A 26,301-nucleotide genomic window follows, 5' to 3' on the forward strand; every position below is an offset into this window, starting at 1 on the left:
CATTTAGCTAATTTCTCTTAGACGACGTTCAAGCTGCTTGAGTTTGAATTCATGTTTGTTTGCTTTCTCATATTGCTTAAGTTTTCGCTTAAGTCGTCCTTTTGTCCATGAAAAATCAATATTTTTCTGATTTAAATAAGAAGCGAAAAAGTCTACATTTCCACTTTCATATTTGTAATCATCTTCTACGATATCGAAATAACGGTCAAAGGCTTCAAATAAGGTTGCACCTTCAGGGACAAAGTCTCCATAAATATCAAGACAAAGCCTGTAGTTGTTTTCTCGTAGTTTTGTTAAGAAAGTATTTAAGAATGTTTCTTCGCTACCCTCAATTACATATCCTTTTCTCTCAAGTAAATTTAAAAAGATCTTCAATTCACTATGGTAAAAAGAATAAGCTTTTCTCATTTCCTTAGTCATATTAATATTGATGCTAACCGTACCTTCAGAGCGAGCATGCAACATGTTCAACAGTGCACGAGATACATCCGGTTTTAATAGAAAAGTTGGATGAACGGTTCTCAGGTACTTCTCAACCTCCGTATTTACTAAAGATTGCATCTTTTCATTTCTTTTCATTTCGAGAAGCGCTGTTTTTCTTTCAAGTTCAGCGTATTCTGTCATTCTCTGCTGCGTTTCTTGACTCCAAACAGCACGTTTAGCTTCAAACTTATTTTTCAATTGTTGAAACATGTGCATCTCCTCCTTTCACGATTTTTAAGTTTATATTTTTTCCCCACAAGCAGTGTAGCATACTCAAAACAGAAATAAAATAGAGTTTTTCGAAAAAAATTGAACGATTTGTTACCTTATAAGATCTCAGTTACTCTTAAGCATTGAAATGGGTTGAAATCGCTGTTTTTAGTAATATTATCTGATAATTTCTGTTTCTATTACATTTTTAGGTGTAGTACTTATCCTTAATTAATTAGTAAATACGATTTCGACGAAGGGACATTTAATGAGAACACTTGAATATGTATACTCTCGCGAAGTAGAATCAAGAAAGATCATGAATTTGAAAAGCTTACTGAAACGAAATGAGGTCATTGTAATGAAAGATGTTATCATCATCGGTGGTGGTCCGGCAGGGCTCATGGCTGCCGTTGCTGCAGCTGAAAACGGCGCTGACGTACTACTAATTGATAAAGGAAGCAAATTAGGTAGAAAGCTTGCTATTTCTGGAGGCGGCCGTTGTAATGTAACAAACAGAGCTGATATAGAGGAAATTATTAAACACATCCCTGGAAACGGGAGATTTATGTACAGTCCCTTTTCTATCTTTAATAACGAAGATATTATTGCCTTCTTTGAAGGGCTCGGAATTCAGTTGAAGGAAGAAGATCGTGGCCGAATGTTCCCTGTGAATGATAAAGCGATTGAAGTGGTAAGAGTTTTACTTAATCGTATCCGATCATTGAACGTGGAGATTCGTACTAAAACTGAAGTGAAAGATGTCCTTTATGATGAGGAGAACAAAGTGGTTTCAGGTGTTAAACTTAGTAATAACGAGGTTATTAAAGCAGCAAAAGTGATCATCGCTGTTGGTGGGATGTCTGTCCCTCACACTGGTTCCACAGGGGATGGTTATCCTTGGGCTCGTAAAGCTGGACATACAATCACTGAACTATATCCTACTGAAGTACCCATCACTTTAAGTGATGAATTTATAAAAAAGAAGGAGCTTCAAGGGTTATCACTACGGGAGGTTCGACTCTCTGTAATGGATCCTAAAAAAGGAAAATTAATTAAGGCCCATGAAGGAGACATGATTTTCACTCACTTCGGCATTTCAGGACCTATTGGGCTTCGTTGCAGTCAATATATAGTGAAGGCGAAGAAAAAACATAAAGTAAATAAAGTACCCATGTCCATTGATCTTTTTCCTGAAGTAAACCAAGAGGAACTTTTTCAAAGGATTATGACTACTCTTAAAGATCAATCGAAAAAAGCCGTTAAGAATGCTTTATCTGGTTTTGTTCCTGAACGAATGATTCCCGTTCTTCTTAGAATGGCTGAAATTGATTCTCTGAAAGTATTTGCAGAACTTTCTCAAGATCAGCTTCGCACCCTATCACATCTAACGAAGAATTTTCCACTCACTGCTACAGGGACGTTGTCTATCGATAAAGCGTTTGTAACAGGCGGCGGTGTCAGTGTGAAAGAAATTCAACCGAAGCGAATGGAATCAAAGCTTATGAAAGGGTTGTTCTTCTGTGGAGAAGTACTGGACCTCCACGGTTATACAGGGGGATATAATATAACCGTTGCATTTTCGACTGGCTTCACAGCAGGAAGTGCAGCCTCTGAAAAAGAATAAAGGAAAGCCTGCGATCAGAGGAGTGCTACTCTGATCACAGGCTTTTTTTGTTTGTTTTATTTTTAGGGTGTTAGCTTCGAATGTTGACGACGTTCAGAAACCCATCGACACCCTGAACGTCGCTAAACCCGCAACTAGCGAAGTTCATCGCTTCTTACCAAATCATTAATTTGCTACAATGTTGACCAGTTTACCTGGAACAGCTATAACTTTACGAACGGTTTTTCCGTCAATTTCTTCTTTTACTTTATCAATATCCACAGCTGCTTGTTCCATATCCTCTTTACTAGCGTCTTTAGCTATGGTTAATTTCGAACGGACTTTTCCGTTCACTTGAACGACTATTTCTACTTCGTTTTCCACTAACCATGAAGAATCAAATACCGGCCAAGTACTGTATGACAATGTCCCTGCATGACCTAAATGGCTCCAAAGTTCTTCACTTACATGAGGAGCTACAGGTGCCAGTAATTTGACGAATCCTTCTAAATGGCTTTTAGATAGTTTCTCCTGTTTATAAGCTTCATTTACAAAGACCATCATTTGAGAAATACCTGTGTTAAAGCGAAGAGATTCAAAATCCTCGGTAACTTTCTTGACTGTCTTATGGTAAACCCGAGTCATTTCGTCAGTCCCCTGGGCATCTACAATCGATGGATTTAGTTGGTTCTCATCGTTAATCATCAATCTCCATACTCGGTCAAGAAAACGACGGGCTCCGTCTAATCCGTTCTCGCTCCAGGCAATTGACGCGTCCAATGGACCCATAAACATCTCATAAAGTCGTAAAGTATCCGCACCGTGGGATTCCACAATGTCATCAGGGTTTACAACATTCCCTTTCGATTTACTCATTTTCTCATTGTTCTCACCAAGAATCATTCCTTGGTTATACAGCTTTTGGAAAGGCTCTTTCGTCCCGACTACGCCAATATCATAAAGGACCTTATGCCAAAAACGTGCGTATAGTAAATGTAATACAGCGTGCTCTGCTCCTCCAATATAGATATCTACTGGAAGCCACTGTTCTATTTTCTTCGGATCGGCCAGTTGGTGATCATTATCCGGATCAATGTATCGTAAGTAATACCAGCAACTACCTGCCCATTGTGGCATCGTATTTGTCTCACGCCGTCCCTTTTTACCAGTTTTCGGATCAGTTACATAGAGCCAATCTTCGTTATTAGCCAATGGAGATTCACCTGTTCCTGATGGTTTAAACTCATCCATATCAGGAAGTGTTAGCGGCAACTCCTCCTCAGGTACTGGTTCCATCGTTCCGTCTTCCCAATGAATCATTGGAATAGGTTCACCCCAATAGCGTTGTCGACTAAAGAGCCAATCGCGAAGACGATAGGTCACTTGTTGAGTTCCTTTATTGTTTTCTTCAAGCCATTCGCACATCTTAGAAATAGCCTCTTCGTTTTCCAAACCATTTAGGAAGTCGGAATTTACGTGAGGTCCGTCACCAGCGTACGCTTCTTTAGATACATCTCCACCAGAAACGACTTCTACGATCGGCAGATCAAAGGTCTTTGCGAATTCATAATCACGCTCGTCATGACCTGGAACTGCCATAATTGCTCCTGTTCCATAATTCACGAGGACATAATCGGCAATCCATACAGGAATGTTCTCACCTGTTACAGGATGAATTGCATATCCTCCTGTAAATACTCCAGTCTTTTCTTTAGCCAGTTCTGTTCTTTCTAGATCACTTTTTGTTGCCACTTTCGTTTGATAGGCTTGAACTTCAGCTTTACGGTCATCAGAAGTAATCTCGTCAACGAAAGAGTGTTCTGGCGCTAATACAAGATACGTTGCCCCAAATAGTGTATCTGGGCGAGTTGTAAACACGGTCAGTTGCTTGCCTGAATTCTCAAGAGTAAAATGAACATCCGCTCCTTCAGAACGACCGATCCAATTGCGCTGCATATCTTTGATGCTCTCAGGCCAGTCCAGTTCTTCAAGGTCTTCAAGAAGACGGTCGGCATAGGCAGTGATTTTCAACATCCACTGCTTCATGGGACGACGCTCTACCGGATGTCCTCCCCGCTCACTCTTTCCGTCAATCACCTCTTCATTAGCGAGAACGGTTCCGAGGGCAGGGCACCAGTTTACTGCTACTTCATCTACATACGCTAAACCTTTTTTGTACAGTTGAAGAAAGATCCATTGTGTCCACTTATAATATGACTGGTCGGTCGTGTTCACTTCTCGATCCCAATCGTAGGAGAAACCAAGAGCTTTAATTTGCCGACGGAAGTTATTAATATTCAGTTCAGTAAATTCCCTCGGGTGCTTTCCCGTATCTAACGCATATTGCTCTGCTGGTAACCCGAATGCATCCCATCCCATAGGATGAAGCACGTTGTACCCTTGCATTCTCTTCATCCGTGAAACAATATCTGTCGCTGTATATCCTTCTGGATGTCCTACATGAAGTCCCGCTCCTGATGGATAAGGAAACATATCTAAAGCATAAAACTTCTTTTTAGAAGGATCTTCAGTTGTTTTAAATGTCTTGTTTTCTTCCCAAAAATGTTGCCACTTCTTTTCGATTTGTTGATGGTTAAAAGCCAATTCAACAACCTCCCTTGTATTCTTTCATTTTTATAATTTAGCACAGTAACGCTAAAAAGCAAAAAACCTCCCGTCTCTAGCTGTCACTAGGGACGAGAGGTTTATAATCCTTCCCGCGGTACCACCCACGTTTAGTACATTTATTCCATGTACTCACTCAAAGCCAGTAACGCAGGCTATACGTCAAAAGGTACAGAATAACTTCCCTTTTGCAACTCCAAGGTGAGTTCATGATGGGCCATGGTTAACTTTCACCAACCGTTAACTCTCTGAAACATGGACAACCATTACTATTCCTTTTCTCCATCTTTACACGCGAATTTATAGTGTTCATTATATGCTATTGTATGCATGGATGTTTGAACTGTCAAGAAACTGTAGGAACATCATAGACGATTTGTCATACTTTTATACCTATTCACTTTCATGAAGGGAAATATAATTATGCTGTTCCCCCATTCATCACCCATAAGTAAGTATTGCTATCATCGTGATCATTAGCCGCTTGCTTTTCCTCTTTTCTAAGAAGCTGATTTTTTAGCATCTTCCCTTGTAAACGAAAGATGAGGAATGCCACGGTCGAAGATCTTTGTCATGACAAACGGAATGAGAAATAACACAACGAGTGTATAAAAGAGTGCTGACATTCCGAATACATCCGCCATGATCCCGCCAAAAAGCGGTCCAATTAATCTACCACCGGTGCCTATACTATTTACGATTCCTTGATAAAAGCCTGCTTTCCCTTCTGGTGCCAACTGATAAGCAATAGTCGGAACTGCAGGCCAGACGAACATTTCACCAACAGTTAAGATAATCATCGCAACGACGAACGCAGTAAATACCTCTGCTTGGGCAAGAACGAGAAAAGCAATCATAAAGATCCCTATCCCAACATAAATCTGTGCTTTTAATGAATGAACCCATCGGTTAATAAAAAATTTAATGAGCGGCTGGCAAAAAATAATCATTCCCCCATTAATCGTCCACAATAGGCTGTAATAACTAAGAGGAATACCTAGGGCTTGCGTGTGAGCAGAAATGGTTGACGGCCATTGAGCATAAGCTATCCAGCAAATTAAAAAGCCTGAACATAGGAGCAACAGGGCGTGAAACCTTTTTTTGTGCTCCACCTTCTCTGCCTGTTCAAACACATTCGTCGTCGAACTCTGCGCCCCGTCCACTTGCAAATGTCTAAAGAAGAAGAACGCTAGACCGAAAAAGCCTAAATACATGAGTCCATTACCTAAAAAAACAAAATCAAATCGAAAGCTAGCAAGAAAGCCACCGATAGCAGCTCCTGTTGCTACGCCTACATTTTGCGCTACATAAATGGCATTAAATGGACGTCTACCTCCTTCAGGCCATACGGCTCCTGCCATAGCGTACATACAGGGAACCATCATCCCTGCCCCAAATCCAAGACCAATCAATAAAAGCACATAGGCAAGAAACGATTCGTGAAGGACAGCTAATGTAAATGCGCTAATAATTGTAATTGTCACTCCGATCATAATCGTCCTGTAACCTCCGATTCGATCGAATAGTTTGCCACCTATTAAATTACCGATGACCCCTGCAGTCGCATTAACCATCAAAACACTTCCGGCTACAGTTAACGACTGGCCTAGTTCTTGACTCATATAAATGGTGTTTAATGGCCACAGAAAGGAGGCTCCAGTCACGTTGATTGCCATACCAATCACTAAGATCCAAATCGCTTTGGGCACATTAATCCCCCTTATTATTTCGTTACTCTAATTAAAATAGTAGTAGATCTTGGTCAATTTAGCAATCTACTCTTCTCAGATTCATTGTTTTTTTACAATTAAACTCATTTTTGATCGTGATGTATTATGATAGGATGAGAAAAACAGATAAAAAGGGGTAATCGCGATGATTGATTTACGAAGTGATACAGTGACAAAGCCCAGTCAAATTATGAGGGACGTCATGGCTAAAGCAGATGTTGGCGATGATGTATATGGAGAAGACCCTACGGTGAACGAACTGGAACGTTATGCTGCTGAACTGCTTGGAAAAGAAGCCGCCTTATTTGTCACAAGTGGCACACAAGGAAACCAAGCCGCCATTCTTACTCATACTAGGCCTGGTCAAGAAGCGATCATGGATGAAGATGCTCATGTCTTTGTTTATGAAGGGGCAGCCATCTCCGCCTTTGCCGGAGTGCAATCTCGAACATTGCCTCACATAAGAGGGGAAATTTCGATGGAAACTTTAAAGGAAGCGATCAGAGCAGATGATGTTCATTATCCTGAAACGGGCTTGATTTGGCTTGAGAACACGCATAACCGCAGTGGAGGAGCTGTTCTCAATCAAACTTACTTAAAGGATGTTCATCTTCTTGCTAAACAATCTCGTATTCCTGTCCATATGGACGGGGCAAGATTATTTAATGCGGCAGTTGCTTCAAATACTTCGGTACGAGACATAGCTCAATACGTGGACTCTGTTCAATTTTGCTTATCAAAAGGATTAGGCGCGCCCGTTGGCTCGATCCTCGCAGGTGAGCAAACATTTATTGAGAAAGCGAGAAAGAAGCGTAAAATGCTCGGAGGCGGTCTGAGACAAGCGGGTATATTGGCTGCACCTGGTTTACTTGCGCTGAAATCGAATATTCAGAGATTAGCCGAAGACCATGATCAAGCCAAGAGATTAGCTGAAGCAATTAATACGTACACAGACCTTTCAGTCAATCATGAAGTTGAGACAAACATAATTGTTGCTGACACTCATGAATCCAAAATGACTGCCCCTGAATGGGTAAACGCCATGAATGAGAAAGATGTTGCTATTATTCAATATAAACCAGAAGCTCTTCGCTTTACTACAAACTTAGATGTTTCAAAGAAAGATATAGACGCCGTCATTGAAAAGCTCAAAGACTGTAGTAGAAAGGCTGATGATTAGAACATGCAACAAGAAACACCGCTCCTTTTTGGAGAAAAACGATACCGTACTTGGAACTATCACTTGAAATCTCAATTCGGAGAAAAGATATTCAAAGTCCCCCTCGATGGAGGGTTTGACTGTCCTAACCGGGACGGAAATGTAGCCAGTGGCGGCTGTACATTTTGTAGCGTTCGGGGATCAGGAGATTTTGCCGGCGATCGTAAAGAAGATCTCGTCACTCAGTTTCACACGATCAAAGACAAAATGCACCGAAAGTGGAAGAAAGGAAAGTATATTGGCTATTTTCAGGCATACACCAATACGTATGCTCCAGTATCTGAATTACGGGAGATGTTTGAAACCATTTTACAACAGGAAGACGTGGTGGGATTGGCCATTGCTACTCGGCCTGACTGTCTCCCTGACGATGTGGTAGACTATTTAGCTGAACTGAATGAACGGACTTATCTTTGGGTTGAACTTGGCCTTCAAAGTGCTCATGATCGGACAGGAGAGCTGATAAATCGCGCTCACGATTTTCAATGCTATCTGGAAGGTGTCAATAAATTGAGGCGCCACAATATTCGCATCTGTTCTCATATCATTAACGGCCTGCCACAGGAAAACCATCAAATGATGCTCGATACAGCAAAAGAAGTTGCCAAACTCGATGTGCAAGGGATCAAAATTCATCTTCTCCATCTTCTCAAACGCACACCGATGGTGAAACAATATGAAAAAGGGCTTGTCGATCTCATGAATAAAGATGACTACGTCACTCTCGTCTGTGACCAATTGGAAGTGATTCCTCCTTCCATGATAATTCACCGATTAACAGGGGATGGTCCAGCTGATTTGATGATCGGTCCGATGTGGAGTTTGAATAAATGGGAAGTTCTCAATTCGATCGACGCAGAAATGAAACGACGTGGAAGTTGGCAGGGAAAATACTATTCAGCGTCACTACAAAATGGGGAGGTTCATCGCACATGAATTTAGCTGGGGTTCTCCCGTTCGCAAGAGAAACACTTCAAAAAGCGGTTCCCTTAAATGGGGTGGCCGTAGATGCCACTGCTGGAAACGGTCACGACACTGCTTTTTTAGCTAAACTTGTAGGCTCTAAAGGGACCGTTTACAGCTTTGATATTCAAGAACAGGCAATAAACGCAACAAAAGATCGATTGAAACAAGAACAATTAGAAGAGCGAGTCACCCTCATTCAGGAAGGGCACGAAACACTAAGTGATCATCTTCTTCCTGATCACCAAGGGCACATTGACGGAGCCATCTTCAATCTCGGCTATTTACCAGGAAGTGATAAATCAGTCGTCACTTCATCTGCAACAACGATCGAGGCGATTAAACAGTTACTCATCCATCTAAAACCAAAAGGAATTATCGTGCTCGTCGTGTACTATGGCCATGAAGAAGGAAAAATCGAAAAAGAGAACCTCCTTCCTTTTGTCCAGTCTCTACCTCAGCATGAATTCCATGTATTGGAGTATCGTTTTACTAACCAACATAACGACCCTCCATTTATTATTGCCATAGAAAAAAGAAAACCGTAACACAAACGAGCAGCTAGAAGAGTCTCTAGCTGCTCGTTTGGTTTCTATGTACCGCTTTTTGTCCGGTACATCCATCCGTTTAAATAAAAAAATAGTGTGGACGCTCCGCCACTTCGGATCAGCCTTTTGCCCTTTTTCTTAAGAGCAGGATCCTTTTTAACTTTATCATCCGCGAGATAAATAGCTATCAGCCCATTGTTAATTAGCCTATGGAAAGATGAATCGGGTAAAGGTCGCAAAGATTTGTCAGCTTCTTTAAAGAAGTGTTCCATTCTAGAGAGCATGTCTTCTTCATTTTTGTAATAAAAACAGAAGTTCAAATCACCTTCTTCACGATCTTCTTCCTGATCAATAAAATAATCCATCAAAATGTGCAATCCTTGAACCCACGGGAAATAGCCTTTCTTAATTTCGATTGCCTCTTCTGGCGTCATTGACTGTTTGCCTGCAGAATAAGAAGCTAAGCAAAAGATTCCAAGAGTGGAACCGCTGCTAGCCGAGAATTCGTACCAACGCATCGGACCGACACTTTGTTTATGGTGATCAAACCAAGTGGTTAACCTAGGAACCCTCTCCTCCTCTTTCACATGTTTATGAACTTGCAAATCACTATATAAATTGGCCAACTTGACTGTTTCTTGTTGAACAGCGGGGTAGGACGGAAAATGTCCGATGCACTCTTGACACGTTTTTACTAAAGAGGTTAAATAGCCCCCATCATCTTTTTCATCTCGAAACCGATAATAGTCTCTCACTTTTGCTCCTTCAGTTAAGGCGTCCGGCATAGATTCGTGCAAAGCACGAAAGTCTGCCGGATCTAACGACGTACTACGATCACACAAATTATCTAGATAGTCACTAATCGTTTGGTAAGCAACAATGAAGCGGACAACTTCACGAAAACCATCCCCTGAAAGCAAGGCATAGATGGCTCCACCTTCACAGTGGAACGTTTTTGAATCTATGCTCATCAGCGCTTGAGTTCGTAATTCTTCATTTGGTATTTCTTCTGCTTTTTTTCTCCACTCTGCCAAGTACTCGTGAACGACAGGTATTACGTGTTTATAAACTTTATACATTAACGTCCATGAAGTTTTTGGAATTCTCACAACTTACTCCTTTTTTCAAGTTCGCTCTGTTATAGATGAGTCTTTGGCCGAGTCTCAAGGACATTACTTGAACCCACCAGCTACCTGAGATAGAGCGTCACGGATTTTTCTTAAATCATTAACGGCATTCAACATATCATTTCAGTTCACACAATTAACGGTTAAGATGCATCGTTACGAAACCAAGCATGTGAGCAAGAACCTCTCTCTTTTCTGGTTCGTTCAGAACTTCATGATATAATCCTTCCCATTCTTTGTAATATTTATCTTGAAGATCGACTTGGTCAAACCATTGCTTTACGGAGTGTTTGTCCACAATTCGATCATCGCCACCTTGCATTAAAAGTAGAGGAATTTCCGGAAACGTATCGATTTCTTGATGAGCACGGTGAATCGACTTTTCAAGTTCTCTGTACCAACGAATACTCACTTTTTTAATGAGTAATTCATCTTGCTCGTCTCTTGTTCTCATAGAGGGATCACGTGTGCCAGAACCAGGTGCCAAGTTCGAAGGAAAACGAAGTTCAGGTGTAATCCGATTTAACATGTAAGAGATCGCTTTTTTACTTGCAGGCGTCTTATTATATAACCCGAAACATGGTGAAGATAACAACACCATCGTTGGCAAGTCCCTTTCATCCAAATTCATCAATGTACGGGTTGTGATTAAACCTCCCATACTGTGACCAAGAAGGATCACAGGTAAATCATACCTTCTAGCTTCTTCTAGCCACGAAGACACGGTGTTTATGTATAAATCGAAAGTCGGAACGTGTCCACGGGGGCCTGCAGTGGTTCCTTGTCCTGGTAAATCGCCCATTATTACATGAAAGTCAAACTGATTTAACTTCTCTACCACCCACTTGTAACGAACGTGGTATTCCCCTGCGCCATGAACAATTACAAAAACACCTTTCGCTTTCTTTTTATCTACTTCCCATTTCCACATAAACTTCCCCTCTTTCCGCTTTTTTTCTTTATCTTCCCCTTCCAACGAAGATTCGTCAAGTCATACGAAGTAGAGATTGTTCCCCTTGTAAGGCTAATTTGATACACTATAATCACTTTCAAGATTATGAATGGAGAGTGACACACATTGAAAATTTACTCTTATAAAGGTCAAACCCCTGTCATTGATTCTTCTGCATTTGTAGCCGACGGTGTAGTAATTACTGGAGACGTGAAGATCCATGAGCAAGCTAGCATATGGTTCAATACCGTTATCCGCGGGGATGTATCCCCAACGATTATCGGAAAGGGTGTAAACGTCCAAGACAACAGCACTTTGCATCAAAGTCCCAATTTACCATTATTGCTTAAAGAAGGCGTCACAATCGGGCACCAATGTATTCTACATAGTTGCGTCGTAGAAAAAAATGCCCTCATTGGAATGGGCTCTACGATTCTAGATGGAGCAGAAATTGGTGAAGAAGCATTTATTGGCGCCGGAAGTCTTGTACCGCCTGGAAAGAAAATCCCTCCCCGGACATTAGCTCTTGGACGTCCTGCAAAAGTCGTTCGTGATTTATCGGAAGAAGATATCGTGGAAATGAAAAGAATCCGGGCGAGTTATGTAGATAAAGGGCAGTATTACAAATCAATGGTGGACAACGATCAGTAGCGTTTAATAGTTAAAAGCGCGAATGGAAAAAATCCCATTCGCGCTTTCTATAGTTTATTTCCCTGCAATCTGTAATGCTTCTTGTTTCATCAGTTCCGCTTTATCCGTCGCTTCCCAAGGAAGAGTGATATCCGTACGACCGAAGTGACCATAGGCAGCCGTCTGCTTATAAATTGGACGTCGAAGATCAAGCATTTTAATAATGCCTGCTGGACGAAGATCAAAGTTTTTTCGCACCACTTGGACGAGAACTTCTTCAGAAACTTTTCCAGAATCAAACGTATCAATAGCAATCGATACAGGTTGAGCTACACCAATCGCATAGGCAAGCTGAACTTCACAGCGATCAGCGAGGCCAGCCGCTACGATGTTTTTCGCAACATAACGAGCAGCATATGCAGCTGATCGGTCTACTTTCGTCGCGTCCTTGCCTGAAAAGGCACCGCCACCGTGACGAGCATATCCGCCATAAGTATCGACGATAATTTTACGGCCTGTTAATCCCGCATCTCCTTGTGGCCCTCCAATGACGAACCGACCCGTTGGATTTATAAAATATTTCGTTTCAGCGTCTAACAATTCCGGAGAAACCACAGGTTTGATTACTTTTTCTTTTAAATCCTTCTTAATCTGATCTAAGCTGATTTCAGGATGGTGTTGCGTGGAAATAACAATCGTATCCACACGAAGGGGTTGCTGATTTTCATCATATTCAACAGTTACTTGAACTTTACCGTCTGGACGAAGATAATCAATCGACTCATCTTTTCTCACTTCTGCCAGTTTTCTAGCAAGCTTGTGAGACAATGAGATAGGTAAAGGCATAAGTTCAGGTGTTTGGTTATCAGCATAACCGAACATTAACCCTTGATCTCCTGCCCCAATGGCTTCAATTTCATCTTCAGACATTTGACCTTCTCTTGCTTCAAGAGCTTGATCAACACCTTGAGCGATATCAGCGGACTGTTCATCAATAGAAGTTAATACGGCACAAGTTTCATAATCAAAGCCATATTTAGCACGAGTATAACCAATGCCTTTAATCGTTTCTCGAACGATTTTCGGGATGTCAACATACGTTGATGTTGAGATTTCTCCAGCTACTAGAACTAGTCCCGTGTTAACCGATGTTTCGCACGCTACACGAGCATTTGGATCATTTTTCATAATTTCATCTAAAATAGAATCAGAAATTTGGTCACAAATTTTATCGGGATGACCCTCTGTTACTGATTCTGACGTAAATAATCTTGTTCTACCTGCCACAATACGTACCTCCTTGGAAATTACATCTTTAGTATATAAGATAACCTTCATTATCGACGGTACTCGTTCTCCCAGCAGAATGGTCCAAATCATCGACCTGAAAAAATAAAAAAACCTTCTCCCTATAGAGGAAAAGGTTACGTTCCATTCGCCTTTCGCCTCTTATCGACCAAGACATACACATAGATATGCCTTGCAGGTTAGCACCGTTCACCTTTTTTTAAATGTGGTGATGGTTGCTGGGCTTCGTCGGGCCTGTCCCTCCGCCTACTCGGGATAAGAGTATCCGTTCGCAAGAAGAATACATGATTTTTTAATTACTGTCAAGGTATGTGCTTAATGAATGACTATAAATGAAATGCTCAAGGATTCACGTATATGGCAATCTATTGACGTTTTAGATAAATCATATCTTCATTTAGGAAAATGTATTAAAATTTAACTATAGAAAGAATTCAATTTCCTCCAACAACACAACTTTGCACTCAGCTACAGATGTCTTACTAAAAATCTCTGTAATTACCCCTTCCTTTTACTCTTTCATTTGACTAAAAATTTTTTCAGTTATTCTCATTTTTAAAGTATGTACTATTACATCTAATGTGTTATACTATTTTACAAATCCAATAAATTAAAGCGCTATCATAACGGTGTAAATCATTCATTTTACTAGATCACGTCGCTCATCACATACAAAACGCTAGTGCTTAATGATATTAGGGAAGGAATGATAATTATGAGTATGGTTCATTTCGAAGCCGCGTTAGGTCGATTGTTACAAGGTGACCGAGTTCACAAAGATTTATCCGTTCCTCGACTTATTGAAAAGGGGTTGCAAAGAGGCGAGGGAGTGTTAACCTCAACTGGATCCTTCCGCGCAACGACGGGAAAGTATACTGGACGCTCTCCAAAAGATAAGTACATTGTCGACGAAGTGTCAACGAAAGATAAAATCCATTGGGGAACCGTAAATAAGACGATCTCTTCAGAAGTTTTCGAGCACTTATATGAAAAAGTGTTACACTATTTATCCGAAAGAGATGAAATATTTGTTAGACACGGATTCGCTGGGGCTGATAAGAACTACCGGCTTCCCATTCGAATTGTGAATGAATTCGCTTGGCATAACTTGTTTGTCCGTCAACTATTCATTCGACCTACTGAGACCGAATTAACAAGTTTACTTCCAGAGTTCACCATTGTTTCTGCTCCTGGATTCAAAGCTAATCCTGAAATCGATGGGACAAATTCTGAAGCATTTATCATTGTGTCCTTTGAGAAAAAAACAGTTCTCATAGGTGGCACAGAATATGCTGGTGAAATGAAAAAATCTATTTTTTCGATTATGAATTATTTACTTCCAGAAAAAAATGTACTTTCAATGCATTGCTCAGCGAATGTAGGACACGAAGGGGATGTTGCCTTGTTCTTCGGTTTGTCCGGCACAGGAAAAACTACACTCTCCGCCGATCCGTATCGCTCCCTTATAGGAGATGATGAACATGCTTGGTCACCAAATGGTGTGTTTAATATTGAAGGTGGTTGCTACGCGAAGTGTATTCAACTGTCTGAAGAGAAAGAACCCGAAATCTATCGAGCGATTCGCTTTGGCTCTGTTTTAGAGAATGTCGTATTGGATGAGATTACGAGGGAGCCTGACTATGAGGCAAATGACTACACTGAGAATACTCGGGTTGCCTACCCTCTTGAATCGATCCCATCTTCAATAGAACCTAGCATAGCGGGTCATCCAAATACAATCGTATTTCTTACAGCTGATGCCTTCGGAGTCCTCCCTCCAATTAGTAAATTATCACCGGAGCAGGCGATGTATCATTTCTTATCAGGCTATACGAGTAAATTAGCAGGCACGGAAAGAGGGATTACATCCCCCCAAGCAACGTTTTCTACTTGCTTTGGTGCTCCTTTCCTTCCGCTACCGGCTGCAAGATATGCAGAGATGTTAGGGGATAAGATGCTCGAGCACAATACCGATGTCTACTTGGTGAACACTGGATGGTCAGGAGGACCTTACGGGGTAGGACAACGTATGAAGCTATCTTATACACGGGCAATGATTCGTGCAGCATTACAAGGAGATTTAAATGCCGCCGAGACCATCGTTGATCCCATTTTCGGACTGCAGATTCCTCTCCATTGCCCTGGCGTCCCTGATGAAGTATTGCAACCTAAAGAAACGTGGCAAGACGCAGATGCTTATGATCAGAAAGCTATGGAGCTGGCGATGAAATTCAAAGAAAATTTCAGGAAGTTTTCTGATATGCCAAAGCCTATCGCTGAAGGCGGTCCAACGATATGAACACACACTCCCCAGGTGAGGGCCTGGGGAGTTATTCGTTTTTACGAGCTTGTTTCATCCAATCGCACGCTTTTCTCGTATAGGTCAACTGTTCTCTGACTGAGAGAAGGTGACCTCGATTAGGAATGATCCATTTCTCCGATTTTTTCTTTTTTTCTATAAGTTGATCATGTAATTGGTGTGCATGTTCCACACCCACGTGCTGATCGAATTCGCCGTGAATAATAAGCACAGGACAGTTGATGTCATCTGCCATCGAAACAGGCGATCTCATTTTATAAATCGAATCTGATTGAGATGGATCTCCTGAAAAGGTACGACGCAACATTTTTCGCAGATCGGGTCGCTCTTCGTACATAAGGTGACAATTGGATACCCCGCCCCAAGTTATCAGCGAAGCAGGCTGATACTCCGCTGCCGTTAAACCTGCCATAATCCCACCTCTGGAAAAACCAACTACATGAACTCGTCCCTCTCTTACCATAGGGTGGGTGCTTAGCATTTCAAAGGCAGCAAAGGCGTCTTTCCGATCGTCTCCACCAAAATCTTCGCGACCTTCTCCTCCTTTATTGCCTCTATAAAACGGAGCAAATACAACAAACCCTTCAGAGGCATATTGCATAATTCTTGGGATTCTTACCATCCCTACATTTTTGATTCCTCCGCGTAAATACACCATTCCCTCATAATTGCCTTTTTCTTTCGGTTCAATTAAATATCCTTTTACTTTATATTCTTCAGACCAGTACGTCACTAAAAATAGATAGAAGCGATCGGAAGGAGAAATGATCGGTTCCTTTGAAATCATATATCGCATAAAAACCTCCTGAAATGAATGGGCGCGTTCAACAGCACACATCTCCATCTATAAACATACTTTATCACAACGATATGAGCAAACACCCATTTTAAGAGGAGGAACAGACCATGAGATTCATGAAAATATGGCTATTTACAATGTGTTCAGCTGTATTTCTATTAACTGGTTGTAATCAGGAAAAAGAGTTAACCGAAGTGAGCTTAGCTGAAGTGACAAGGTCTATTTTTTATGCCCCGCAATATGTAGCGATTTCTGAAGGTTTTTTTGAGGAAGAAGGATTGGATGTTGAATTAACAACCACATGGGGCGGAGATACAACGATGACGACCCTCCTCTCTGATGGGGCCGACATAGCCTTAGTCGGAGCTGAGACTTCCATGTATGTCTTCGCACAAGGAGCGAATGATCCAGCGATTAATTTTGCTCAACTCACCCAAACGGACGGTACATTTCTCGTCTCTCGTGAGCCGGTTGAAGATTTTCAGTGGGAAGATTTGAAAGGGACCACATTTCTGGGCCAACGTCAGGGCGGGATGCCACAGATGGTTGGTGAATATGTGTTGAAACAAAATGGGATCGAACCCCATGAAGATCTAGAATTAATCCAAAATATCGACTTCGGAAATATTCCATCTGCCTTTGCATCCGGCACAGGTGATTTTGTTCAGTTATTTGAACCGCAAGCGACGTTATTTGAAGAAGAAGGCATTGGTCACATCGTTGATTCCTTCGGCACACAATCTGGTGAAATTCCATATACTGTGTATATGGCGAAACAAAGTTTTCTAGAAAAAGATACGGAAACGATTGAGAAGTTTACTCGGGCTCTCTACCGAGCTCAGCAGTGGATCCAACAGGAAGATGCGGTCACTGTAGCTGAGTCGATTGAACCCTTCTTCGATGAAACTTCTTTAGATGTGATAGAACAAGTGTATATCCGCTACCGAGATCAAGGTTCTTATGCCACTTCTCCTCTCTTAAATGAAGACGCCTGGTATCATCTACAAGCAATTATGGATGAAGCAGGTGAACTCCCAATGGATATTGACTATGATGATCTCGTTAACCGAGAAGTAGCTGAGAAAATAATAAATGAATAAGTAACACGAAGGAAAGGAGAGGAGTCTTATCGCTTTTCTTGAGCTTAAACAAGTAGAAAAAACATTCTTCGCTTATGATTCTTTCACTACAGCAGTTGAAGAGATCGATTTAACCATTGAAGAAGGTGAGTTCATTTCCATTATTGGCCCAAGTGGTTGCGGGAAATCCACTCTCCTTTCTCTTATTTCAGGTCTTCTTCTTCCTACAAGCGGTCAAATATTATTAGACGGTAAAGTCATCCAGAAGCCCACTCCTGAAACAGGTTACATGCTTCAACAAGATTACTTATTTCCGTGGCTGACCATTAAAGATAATATTACTTTAGGATTAAAAACATTAGGAAAAACCAAGCAAGAAGAAATGAATCTAGCATTTCAGTTACTTGAAACGCTCGGTTTGTCAGATAAAAAAGACCACTACCCCGCTCAATTATCTGGGGGAATGAGACAACGGGTTGCTTTAGTACGAATGCTCTCAACAGATCCAAAATTACTGTTATTGGATGAACCTTTTTCAGCTTTAGATTACCAAACAAAATTAAAACTGGAAGATCTTGTTTTTACAACGATACGAAAACACAAAAAAACGGCGATCCTTGTAACTCATGATATCGGTGAAGCTATCGCCATGAGTGACCGAATTATTTTACTCACAGGTCGACCAGGAAGAATTAAACAAGAGTTTATACTTCCTGACGATTTGACGGTGACTCTTCCGTTTGCGGTTCGGGGAGATCTTCAGTTCAATCCATTATTTCAAAAGATATGGAAGGAGATGGAGTCCCTTGAAAGTGAATCGCAAGGAGATGCAAATACAGTATAAAAAACGTACGAAAAAGCGTACAAGACTCATTCGAATCACCCAACTTTCTATTCTACTCGTTTTCTTCTCTGGATGGGAACTGGCTGCCTCAGCCCGTTGGATTGACCCGTTATTATTCAGTTCCCCATCGCGAATTTGGGATTTGTTTTTGCTTCGAATGATGGACGGAAGTTTGGTTACTCATACATCCGTAACTTTGTTTGAAACCGTCCTCGGTTTTTTACTCGGTACGTTTCTTGGCACATGTCTCGCCGCTATGCTTTGGTGGTCCCCCTTTTTATCGAGAGTCCTCGATCCTTATTTAGTGATTTTAAATTCCATGCCAAAAGTGGCTCTCGGCCCCATTCTTATTGTTGGGCTCGGTCCTGGGTTCACGTCTATTATTGCTATGGGGGTTCTTATCTCACTGATCATTACGACGATGGTCATTTACCATGCTTATAAAGAAGTAGATGAGAATTATTTGAAGGTAATTAAAAGCTTCGGGGCATCCAAAAGGCAAACCTTTTTTAAAGTGATCTTTCCCGCCTCTTACCCTACATTGATTTCCACTTTGAAAGTAAACGTAGGCCTTGCATGGGTAGGAGTCATTGTAGGGGAATTTCTCGTATCAAAGCAAGGCTTAGGATATATGATCATATACGGCTTTCAAGTTTTCAACTTCACACTGGTTATGCTTGCACTTGTCATTATTGCCATTCTCGCCACAGGCATGTATCAGGCTGTGGAACTAATAGAAAAAAAGCTCATTCGTCATCAATCATGACAGAACGAGCTTTTTTACATGTTTATCAATTCGTTTTCACGAAAATACTTTCGGTGTATTTCTTCCATACTTAAAGGAAGAACATTGTCTTTCATAATGAAACTATATCGCTGGTTCGTACGAACATCCTTAGGTAGTTCGCTCATTAATTTAGGTCCTTTCGTTTCAAGATAGTTCTTTTTTGAAATCATTTCCTCAATAATTGCGAAATAAACGTTTTTTATAACGATTTCACTTTTTCCTTTAACCCGATATTGGCCGATGTAAAAGAGTTTCTGAACGACTCCTCCTGTTTCTTCGAACACTTCCCTTATTGCAGCGTCTTCTGCATTCTCATCCGCTTCCACTTTTCCTCCAGGAAATTCGATGCCTCTAGAAGGATGAATCGTTAAAAGCCAACTTCCTTTATACCACGCAACAACCCAAACGTGCTTTGGAGCGTCTGAATAAGGGTGATCATCAGCTGAGAAGCTTACTTCATTATGATAATAGTCTTGAAATGAATGTTCCTTTATCATTTCTCCATAACCTCCAAACAGTTCGTACATCATAAAACTTGTACAGGCTCTCAATATTATTTTAAATGAAAATGAACCTGTTTGTCTAATTTATGAAAAAATGTAGAAGTTGCGTGGTCTACAAATAGAAACCGGCGTATAAAACGCCGGTCTCCTTTAGAAAAAACTATTTCAGATCCTCTTTGAATTTCTGTGCTTCTTTTTTCACGTCGTTTACTGGGTCGGCGACATCGCTAGTAAGTTCTCTCGTCGACTTTTTAAACTCTCTTAATGTTTGTCCTGCCGCCCGTCCGATTTCCGGAAGCTTCTTCGGCCCAAATATAACCAACGCCAATGCAAGAATTAATACTAATCCTGGAATACCTATATTTGATAACATGTTATTTCCACCTTTCAATTTTTTTATTATACGTACAAAGGGGTAACTGTTTCATCTACTTTATATCCCCCTAATTGCTCCACATTCCGTTTAAATTCCTCGCTCTTCAATGTGTCTAGTAATAATTGTCCTTGTGTTCCCATGAAAAAATCTTTTGTCATTAATAAATCATATGATTCCTCTTCAATCGGAACAAAATCTAATTCCATCGCTTTAGCCGCTGAGTATATTCCCATTCCAACTGCTTTTTCATCCATTTTCACCTCTGCCGCTACGCTAAGATGAGTAAACATTTCACGTTCATAGCCGTTAATCTCTTGGGGGAGAATTCCGTTCTGTTTCAGTAAATGATCAAATAAAATCCGTGTCCCTGCTCCTTTTTGTCTGTTTACATAGTGAGCTTGTGTATGAGCGATATCAGTGATGACTTTGAGACCTAGGGGATTACCTCTTGGTACAATCATTCCTTGTTGTCTTTTTAAAAAGGGGAGGAGGACAAGGTCCATTCCTAGCAAGAATTTCTTGATGTACGATAAATTGTACTGATTCGTCTCAGGATCTAGCAAATGAATACCTGCCACGTGGGTTTCCTGTCGTTTTATCGCCAACAGCCCGGCCATACTCCCTGTGTGACTTGCTGTCACTTTCGATAATAAATCTGTTTTTTTCATTTCAGATGAAAGGACATCAATAGATAAATCATGGCTTCCTGAAAACAAGATAGACGCTTGAATTTCAGAACGTGGTTTCATTAACTCTGCCTCTACTTTTTCCCCTTGTTCAATCCCTAGTTGACCTGCGGGAATGGTAATGACGCCATCTGACTTTACAAGAGACATCGTCACACTTGCTGAGCGGGTCAAAGGATTAGCTATGTATTTCCCATCCACATAGCCAATATGAACCCTGATAAAGTCTTCAGATCCCATAGAAGAAACGATTCTTCTCCCGGCATGTACTGTCAATGTATCTTTTTGCGGCAGTGGGATATTTAAGAATCGATGAATGATCGGTTTGACGAACCAGTCCATCACAAAATAAGCAGAGACAGGATAACCGGGGACACCGATCACAATCGTTTCATTTATTTTCCCAATGATAACAGGCTTCCCTGGACGGGTGGCAATGCCATGAGTAATAACTTCCCCAAGCTCTTGAATAATATGAGCAGTATAGTCTTTCGATCCTGCTGAAGAGCCTGCGTTAATAATAACGACATCCGCCTCCGCAACACCTGTTTCTAATGCTTCACGAATCTTTTCAGGGTCATCTTTTACGATCGGTTTCAGATCAGGTTCTCCTCCCCATTCTTTCACCAGTTCAGAAAAAATCGTTCCATTGAATTCGATAAGCTTACCTGGCTGCAAAGGTTGATTAGGTGGCACCAGTTCACTTCCCGAAGGATAAATGTGAACTTTCGGCTTGCGCTTTACTTTCACATTCTTCACAGTTGAAGCAAGCAGTGCTCCTGCATCAATCGGACGAATTTTGTGCCCTTGCGCAAGCAACATTTCACCAGAAGTAATATCTTCACCAATTGGTCGAATTCGCTGCCAAGGTAAGGCTGGGGCTATAATTTCTAGTACGCCTGTTTTCACTTCGTTCACGTCTTCGATCATAATCACTGCATCGAATCCATGGGGGATTAAGTTCCCTGTATCCACGTAAACAAAATCGTCATGTTCAGTTAACCGAAGCGGATTCGTTTCATGCGCTTCTTCTGTATCTCTTGACCTAACAGCAATGCCGTCCATAGCTGAAGCATGAAAGTGAGGATTGGAAGAATGAGCGTATATGGGTTCTGCCGTAATTCTTCCGACGGATTTCTCTGTAGTTACAATCTCTGTTGTATCATGGAAATTGACCATACGAAAACATTGTTCTAAAGCTTCTTCTCGAGGTGTGTCTTCTAAATAAATCGTTCGTTCTCGCTTTGTTTTCACAGAATTCCCTCCCTACAGAAAATAATGAATAGTGACAATATCGCCTTGCTTGATCCCTTCTTTCTTTTCTTCAATTTCAAGAAGGCCATCACTTTTCACCAAGGTTTTCATCAGCCCTGATTTTCCTAAGGCTGGGGTTGCTTTAAGAAAGGGAGTTCCTTCTTCAAGAGTAACACGAATATAGTCTGTCCGCCCTGGAGAGGAAGGGATATTTTGTGACAGAACGGCCTTGGTCGTGACTGGCTTATACTTTTCCTCTCCTCCAAGGCGTGAAATAATTTGTTTACCAAAAAGCTGAAATATAATCATTGCAGAAGCTGGATGTCCCGGAAGGCCAATGACAGGCTTACGAGATGACACGGAAAAAATGGTTGGTTTCCCCGGCTTGACCGCCACCCCGTGAACGACAATACCAGGGTCATTGTCGCCTAGAGATTCGATCACCTCAGTTGTATAATCTTTAGCGCCTACTGAACTTCCTCCAGAAATAAATAAAGCGTCACATTCTTGAAAGAGTCTCTCTGCTTTTTGATAAAAATCATTAAACTGGTCCGATGCGATGTGACTTACTTTCACGTCTACACCCCATTGCTTTGCGAGAGCTGGGATCGTCACCCCGTTCACATCGCGAATCTTTCCGAGAGCCAGTTCCTTTGTATCATAAGGAACGATTTCATCACCAGATGAAAGGTAGCCAATGACGACTTTTCTCACGACAGAGATTGAGTCGATTCCTAATGATGCCAGGGCTCCTAGTTCTTGTGGTCGGAGTGTTTTTCCTTTATATAATAATACATCTCCTGAACTAGCATCTTCGCCCCTTCGAATGACATTCTCGTGTTTAGCAACAGCCCTGGTTACATTCAATAGATCTTGGACTTGTTCACAGTCTTCAATCATTACGACTGCATCACTTCCCTCAGGAAGCATCCCTCCAGTTGGGACGTAAACAGCTTGTCCTGAATGAATAACTTTGGTTGCTACTTCTCCCATCTCCACTTCACCTATAACCTGCAGGAATCCTGGCATTGCTTCGCTTGCACCATATGTATCCTTTGATATAACCGCATATCCATCTACGGTAGACCGAGTAAAAGAAGGAACATCTTCTGTTACTTTTATATCTTCTGCCAATACTCTACCGAGAGCCTCTGATAAACGAACTTCTTCTGTCTTTTCCGTTCTTCTAACTTGTTGATCAATCAACTCTCTCATTCTCTTGACTGATTGCACACGAAAAAAGTCCATAGACTGTCCTCCACTCTTATAAGCTATTACGGGAAACCACCCAATTATAATCTTCTGGCCGGTTCATATTGAAAAAAGCAAGTTCAATTTCATCCATTGTCATGCCCGCCTCCATTAAATCTTTTTCTGTAAGATTCTCGACGTGAAGGTTGGCAAGAACATCTCGGATTCGCCGCTTTCCTTGACGCAGTTGATTTTCCACAACAGGCAGAGCTTTCTGATGATACAGTGCATATAAAGGGTTCTCTCGCCCATAAATAATCGGAATGATGGCTTGAGCCTTTGGAGATGTTTTCGTTTTATTCACTAGAATATCTATCACTCTAAGATCGAAAAAGGGAAGGTCACAAGCCACAACAAGGTTCCATGCATTGTTCACTACTGATAAGCCCGCTTCAATCCCTGCAAGCGGACCTTGATCTGTTTTTTTATCCTTTATCATTGGAACCTGAAGAAACCGAAAGACTTCTGGTTCATTCGTTACAAGGACTAATTTATTGGTGACAGTCTCTAATTTCTGTTTCATCCTCTCAATGTTGGTTTGACCTTCTATCATAAGAAGAGCCTTGTTAACCCCCATGCGACTTGATTTTCCCCCTGCAAGTAAAATACCTGTTAATTCCATAAGCGATGAACTCCTTTAAACCATGTTACTTCATTTCATCTCCATAACCTTCTTCTTGGGCTACGAAATCCAAATGGATCGTTTCCAAATCCAACATTGCCGCCGCCTTGTTCTCTAAGATTTTCGACGTTTCTACAAGTTTCAAATAATTGTTACACGTTTCGCACACTTCGATTCTTGAGACGTCATCCTCTTTAATATTTAAATAAAACAAATGCTCGGGCCGATCATCACCACAATGGACACATGCCAGACGTTTTTGCTTCATCTCTGTTTCACATCGAGGACAGAATAAACATTTCTCACCTTTCAGATCAATTTTTGCAAGACGATGAGGCTCGCCACAACAAGGGCATGTGCCCATCACGTCGAATTCATTAATAAAGCCCTTGCACTGGAAAGCGAGCAACTGCATGAAAGGTCGCAACGCTTGCTCCGCTAAAAAGTGAGGAAGCCAAGGAGATAACTCTCTTTTCTCCGCAAACGTTTGAAAATAACCGGTATTAAATGTAATTGATTCTTTAATCCATTTTACGATGTCCTCCTCTGTTAAATTCGAGATCAGACGAGATAATTCCTCTTTCAATGGTGGTTGATGTTCAGATAGAACGCTTTCAATTTCCACAATGGATTCTCTATATAAATCGGGTGGGACAGGTGATTGTTTAAGTTGAGCAAATACAGGTATTTCATAATTGAATTCTTGTTCTTGAACTCCGCTGTTCACACTGTTAGCTAAATAGTTCCTTAGCTGTTGTTGTTTATCTATGATTGCTTTTTGCAAGGCAACATACTCTTCAGACACGACATTCGGATTCATCAAATCCCTCCATCCTGACTAGTTTCTTTCTTCATTATATCTTTCAAAAGGAAAGGGTGTCTACAAGAGACCAACGATCATAGTTGTATCTGCATGGAAAATTGATACAATAAGTTCATACGGTAGCAAAATCGAACTATAATACTCACAGTTAGTCTAATATATAAACGAGGAGAACTAAATGAAGCCTTATCGATTTTACATTATAATCGTTTTGCTTATCATGACAGGTGCTAGTTACCTTATCATAGAATCCGCTAATAATTCTGAGTCATTCACCATCCAAAAAACAACGTTAGAAAAAAACAAAACAGTTATTTCTGACTTTGCACTCGTTTTGGACTCTCCATCGATCGAGACCAAAGAGAAGCAAGTGATTGAAAAATGGAAAAATACGTCATTGGAACAATCCGAATGGGGAGAGGCCGTTTCAGGAGTTAAAAACCGTATGGATACTGATGATAAAGTGATTGCTTTAACATTTGATGCATGTGGGGGACCTTACGGAGATGATTATGACGAGGAATTAATTCATTTTTTACGCTCTGAACAAATTCCCGCTACATTATTTTTTAACGCTAGATGGATTGAGAGTAATCAGGAAATTTTTGTTGATTTAGCTGAAGACCCACTGTTTTCTGTGCAAAATCATGGGACGGAACACTTGCCTTTATCAGTCACTGGAAATACCGCTTGGGGAATTCAAGGCACCTTTTCTGCGGAAGACGTCGTTGAGGAAGTCATGGATAATCAACATCTGATGACAGAACTAACTGGAGAGAGCCCAAAATACTTCAGATCTGGAACAGCCCATTATGATAATGTAGCTGTTGAAATTGTAGAGGATCTTGGTTTAACGGTGGTTAATTATGACGTCCTTGGAGATGCTGGAGCTACCTTTTCTGCCTCCCAAGTAGAAGAAGCATTGCTTCAATCCACTTCAGGGTCCATTCCTCTCTTACATATGAACCAACCAAACAGCGGAACGGCTGAAGGGGTGATGAACGCCATTCCACTGCTTGAAAGTCAAGGTTATACGTTCGTTCGGCTCGACGGTCAAACCTTAATAGAGTAGCACCGTTACTTTACAACGAGAACATCCACGGTAGAATAACGGACAATATTCTCTGAGGTACTGCCGATAACCAAATGATCGTAAGAGTCAATCCCATTAGATCCACATACAACGATATCAGCGGATACCTCATCTATAAGATCGTATGTAATCACTGTTTTTGGATTCCCTTTTTCTATTCTTAATTGATAATTTGAAAACTTTGCTTCTTTCAACTTCTCTTCGATTTCATTTTGCATTTCTTTAGCGTGCTCTTCGGCTAGTTCAGTTATCTTCCCTGGTTTGTCTGCAAATAGATGAGGAGATCGTAAATCTACTACGTAGGCCACTGTAAGTGCTGCATCATTCCTTTTAGCAATGTTAATTGCTTTTACAAGAGCTTTCTTAGCGTCAGTTGACCCATCATAAGCTACTAAAACGTGAGTATAAGTTTCGTCTAACATATCGTTATTCCCTCCTAAGTGAAAAGTATCTTCTCTTCAAT

At 41.1% G+C, this 26,301-nt stretch carries 24 protein-coding genes, 1 riboswitch and 1 other annotated feature; of the genes, 10 read left to right on the top strand and 14 right to left on the bottom strand.

The window, feature by feature from the left end:
• Positions 1–3: 3 nt before the first annotated feature.
• Positions 4–693: a hypothetical protein gene (locus CR194_RS11830; protein WP_110609853.1), complete on the bottom strand. Its 690-nt coding sequence runs from the start codon at positions 691–693 to the stop codon at positions 4–6.
• Between the two features lie 319 nt (positions 694–1,012).
• Between CR194_RS11830 and CR194_RS11835 the strand changes: the two genes are divergently transcribed.
• Positions 1,013–2,320, top strand: a complete 1,308-nt coding sequence (locus CR194_RS11835; protein WP_269845715.1) for a BaiN/RdsA family NAD(P)/FAD-dependent oxidoreductase — start codon at positions 1,013–1,015, stop codon at positions 2,318–2,320.
• Positions 2,321–2,485: 165 nt separating this feature from the next.
• Here CR194_RS11835 and leuS read toward each other — a convergent pair whose 3' ends face one another.
• Together leuS and CR194_RS11845 are read right to left on the bottom strand one after the other, a co-directional pair.
• Positions 2,486–4,903, bottom strand: coding sequence for a leucine--tRNA ligase (gene leuS / locus CR194_RS11840; RefSeq protein ID WP_110609854.1), 2,418 nt, complete (start codon positions 4,901–4,903; stop codon positions 2,486–2,488).
• Positions 4,904–4,988: 85 nt separating this feature from the next.
• Positions 4,989–5,216, bottom strand: a binding site (T-box leader).
• A 208-nt stretch (positions 5,217–5,424) separates the two neighbouring features.
• Positions 5,425–6,633, bottom strand: a complete 1,209-nt coding sequence (locus CR194_RS11845) for an MDR family MFS transporter (RefSeq protein WP_199228168.1) — start codon at positions 6,631–6,633, stop codon at positions 5,425–5,427.
• A gap of 166 nt (positions 6,634–6,799) precedes the next feature.
• On the opposite strand from CR194_RS11845, the gene ltaE reads away from it, so the two are divergent.
• Genes ltaE through CR194_RS11860 form a run of 3 tightly spaced genes read left to right on the top strand, consistent with a single transcriptional unit; the run spans position 6,800 to position 9,384 of the window.
• Positions 6,800–7,834 carry a low-specificity L-threonine aldolase gene (ltaE, locus tag CR194_RS11850; protein WP_110609855.1) on the top strand — a complete coding sequence of 345 codons (1,035 nt, stop codon included), beginning with the start codon at positions 6,800–6,802 and terminating at the stop codon, positions 7,832–7,834.
• A 3-nt stretch (positions 7,835–7,837) separates the two neighbouring features.
• Positions 7,838–8,809: a TIGR01212 family radical SAM protein gene (locus CR194_RS11855; protein WP_110609856.1), complete on the top strand. Its 972-nt coding sequence runs from the start codon at positions 7,838–7,840 to the stop codon at positions 8,807–8,809.
• Positions 8,806–9,384 (top strand): tRNA (mnm(5)s(2)U34)-methyltransferase, encoded by a 579-nt coding sequence (locus CR194_RS11860; RefSeq protein ID WP_110609857.1) that lies wholly within the window; start codon positions 8,806–8,808, stop codon positions 9,382–9,384. Before CR194_RS11855 ends, CR194_RS11860 begins: the two co-directional genes overlap by 4 nt.
• Before the next feature lie 44 nt (positions 9,385–9,428).
• Here CR194_RS11860 and CR194_RS11865 read toward each other — a convergent pair whose 3' ends face one another.
• Together CR194_RS11865 and CR194_RS11870 are read right to left on the bottom strand one after the other, a co-directional pair.
• Entirely contained in the window at positions 9,429–10,493 is a 1,065-nt protein-coding gene (locus CR194_RS11865; RefSeq protein WP_158282248.1) for a tetraprenyl-beta-curcumene synthase family protein, read from the bottom strand.
• A 154-nt stretch (positions 10,494–10,647) separates the two neighbouring features.
• Positions 10,648–11,442: an alpha/beta hydrolase gene (locus CR194_RS11870; RefSeq protein WP_110609858.1), complete on the bottom strand. Its 795-nt coding sequence runs from the start codon at positions 11,440–11,442 to the stop codon at positions 10,648–10,650.
• A gap of 147 nt (positions 11,443–11,589) precedes the next feature.
• On the opposite strand from CR194_RS11870, the gene CR194_RS11875 reads away from it, so the two are divergent.
• Entirely contained in the window at positions 11,590–12,114 is a 525-nt protein-coding gene (locus CR194_RS11875) for a gamma carbonic anhydrase (protein ID WP_110609859.1), read from the top strand.
• A 54-nt stretch (positions 12,115–12,168) separates the two neighbouring features.
• Here CR194_RS11875 and metK read toward each other — a convergent pair whose 3' ends face one another.
• The gene (gene metK, locus CR194_RS11880) at positions 12,169–13,431 is read right to left on the bottom strand and encodes a methionine adenosyltransferase (RefSeq protein ID WP_408640757.1); all 1,263 of its coding nucleotides are present in this window, start codon (positions 13,429–13,431) and stop codon (positions 12,169–12,171) included.
• Positions 13,432–13,539: 108 nt separating this feature from the next.
• Positions 13,540–13,663, bottom strand: a riboswitch (SAM riboswitch).
• Positions 13,664–14,116: 453 nt separating this feature from the next.
• Between metK and pckA the strand changes: the two genes are divergently transcribed.
• Entirely contained in the window at positions 14,117–15,700 is a 1,584-nt protein-coding gene (gene pckA / locus CR194_RS11885; RefSeq protein WP_110609861.1) for a phosphoenolpyruvate carboxykinase (ATP), read from the top strand.
• A 31-nt stretch (positions 15,701–15,731) separates the two neighbouring features.
• Here the strand turns inward: pckA and CR194_RS11890 are convergent, their stop codons facing one another.
• A complete protein-coding gene (locus tag CR194_RS11890; protein WP_233254328.1) occupies positions 15,732–16,517 on the bottom strand; it encodes an alpha/beta hydrolase family protein in 786 nt (261 codons plus the stop codon).
• 119 nt (positions 16,518–16,636) lie between these two features.
• On the opposite strand from CR194_RS11890, the gene CR194_RS11895 reads away from it, so the two are divergent.
• From CR194_RS11895 to CR194_RS11905, 3 genes are read left to right on the top strand one after another with little or no spacing between them, the layout of a single operon-like run.
• Positions 16,637–17,620: an ABC transporter substrate-binding protein gene (locus tag CR194_RS11895; RefSeq protein ID WP_110610006.1), complete on the top strand. Its 984-nt coding sequence runs from the start codon at positions 16,637–16,639 to the stop codon at positions 17,618–17,620.
• A 28-nt stretch (positions 17,621–17,648) separates the two neighbouring features.
• On the top strand, positions 17,649–18,443 hold the full coding sequence (locus tag CR194_RS11900) for an ABC transporter ATP-binding protein (protein ID WP_110609862.1): 795 nt from the start codon (positions 17,649–17,651) through the stop codon (positions 18,441–18,443).
• Positions 18,427–19,209 (top strand): ABC transporter permease, encoded by a 783-nt coding sequence (locus CR194_RS11905; RefSeq protein ID WP_110610007.1) that lies wholly within the window; start codon positions 18,427–18,429, stop codon positions 19,207–19,209. Before CR194_RS11900 ends, CR194_RS11905 begins: the two co-directional genes overlap by 17 nt.
• A 14-nt stretch (positions 19,210–19,223) precedes the next feature.
• On the opposite strand, the gene ytkD is transcribed toward CR194_RS11905, so the two are convergent.
• The 6 genes from ytkD to CR194_RS11935 all read right to left on the bottom strand — a co-directional run bounded on the left by ytkD (position 19,224) and on the right by CR194_RS11935 (position 24,742).
• Positions 19,224–19,727, bottom strand: a complete 504-nt coding sequence (ytkD, locus tag CR194_RS11910; RefSeq protein ID WP_110609863.1) for an RNA deprotection pyrophosphohydrolase — start codon at positions 19,725–19,727, stop codon at positions 19,224–19,226.
• 166 nt (positions 19,728–19,893) lie between these two features.
• Positions 19,894–20,106, bottom strand: coding sequence for a twin-arginine translocase TatA/TatE family subunit (locus CR194_RS11915; RefSeq protein ID WP_110609864.1), 213 nt, complete (start codon positions 20,104–20,106; stop codon positions 19,894–19,896).
• 26 nt (positions 20,107–20,132) lie between these two features.
• The gene (locus CR194_RS11920; protein ID WP_110609865.1) at positions 20,133–22,049 is read right to left on the bottom strand and encodes a molybdopterin biosynthesis protein; all 1,917 of its coding nucleotides are present in this window, start codon (positions 22,047–22,049) and stop codon (positions 20,133–20,135) included.
• A 12-nt stretch (positions 22,050–22,061) separates the two neighbouring features.
• Complete coding sequence (locus CR194_RS11925; RefSeq protein WP_110609866.1) at positions 22,062–23,297, bottom strand: molybdopterin molybdotransferase MoeA; 1,236 nt, start codon at positions 23,295–23,297, stop codon at positions 22,062–22,064.
• Positions 23,298–23,313: 16 nt separating this feature from the next.
• Positions 23,314–23,922, bottom strand: coding sequence for a molybdenum cofactor guanylyltransferase (mobA, locus tag CR194_RS11930; RefSeq protein ID WP_110609867.1), 609 nt, complete (start codon positions 23,920–23,922; stop codon positions 23,314–23,316).
• A gap of 25 nt (positions 23,923–23,947) precedes the next feature.
• The gene (locus CR194_RS11935; RefSeq protein WP_110609868.1) at positions 23,948–24,742 is read right to left on the bottom strand and encodes a formate dehydrogenase accessory protein FdhE; all 795 of its coding nucleotides are present in this window, start codon (positions 24,740–24,742) and stop codon (positions 23,948–23,950) included.
• A 181-nt stretch (positions 24,743–24,923) separates the two neighbouring features.
• On the opposite strand from CR194_RS11935, the gene CR194_RS11940 reads away from it, so the two are divergent.
• Positions 24,924–25,817 carry a polysaccharide deacetylase family protein gene (locus tag CR194_RS11940; protein ID WP_110609869.1) on the top strand — a complete coding sequence of 298 codons (894 nt, stop codon included), beginning with the start codon at positions 24,924–24,926 and terminating at the stop codon, positions 25,815–25,817.
• A gap of 5 nt (positions 25,818–25,822) precedes the next feature.
• On the opposite strand, the gene CR194_RS11945 is transcribed toward CR194_RS11940, so the two are convergent.
• Positions 25,823–26,260: a universal stress protein gene (locus CR194_RS11945; protein WP_110609870.1), complete on the bottom strand. Its 438-nt coding sequence runs from the start codon at positions 26,258–26,260 to the stop codon at positions 25,823–25,825.
• Between the last annotated feature and the right edge of the window lie 41 nt (positions 26,261–26,301).

The organism is Salipaludibacillus keqinensis (assembly GCF_003226325.1).
In the GTDB taxonomy this organism is placed as follows: domain Bacteria; phylum Bacillota; class Bacilli; order Bacillales; family Salisediminibacteriaceae; genus Salipaludibacillus; species Salipaludibacillus keqinensis.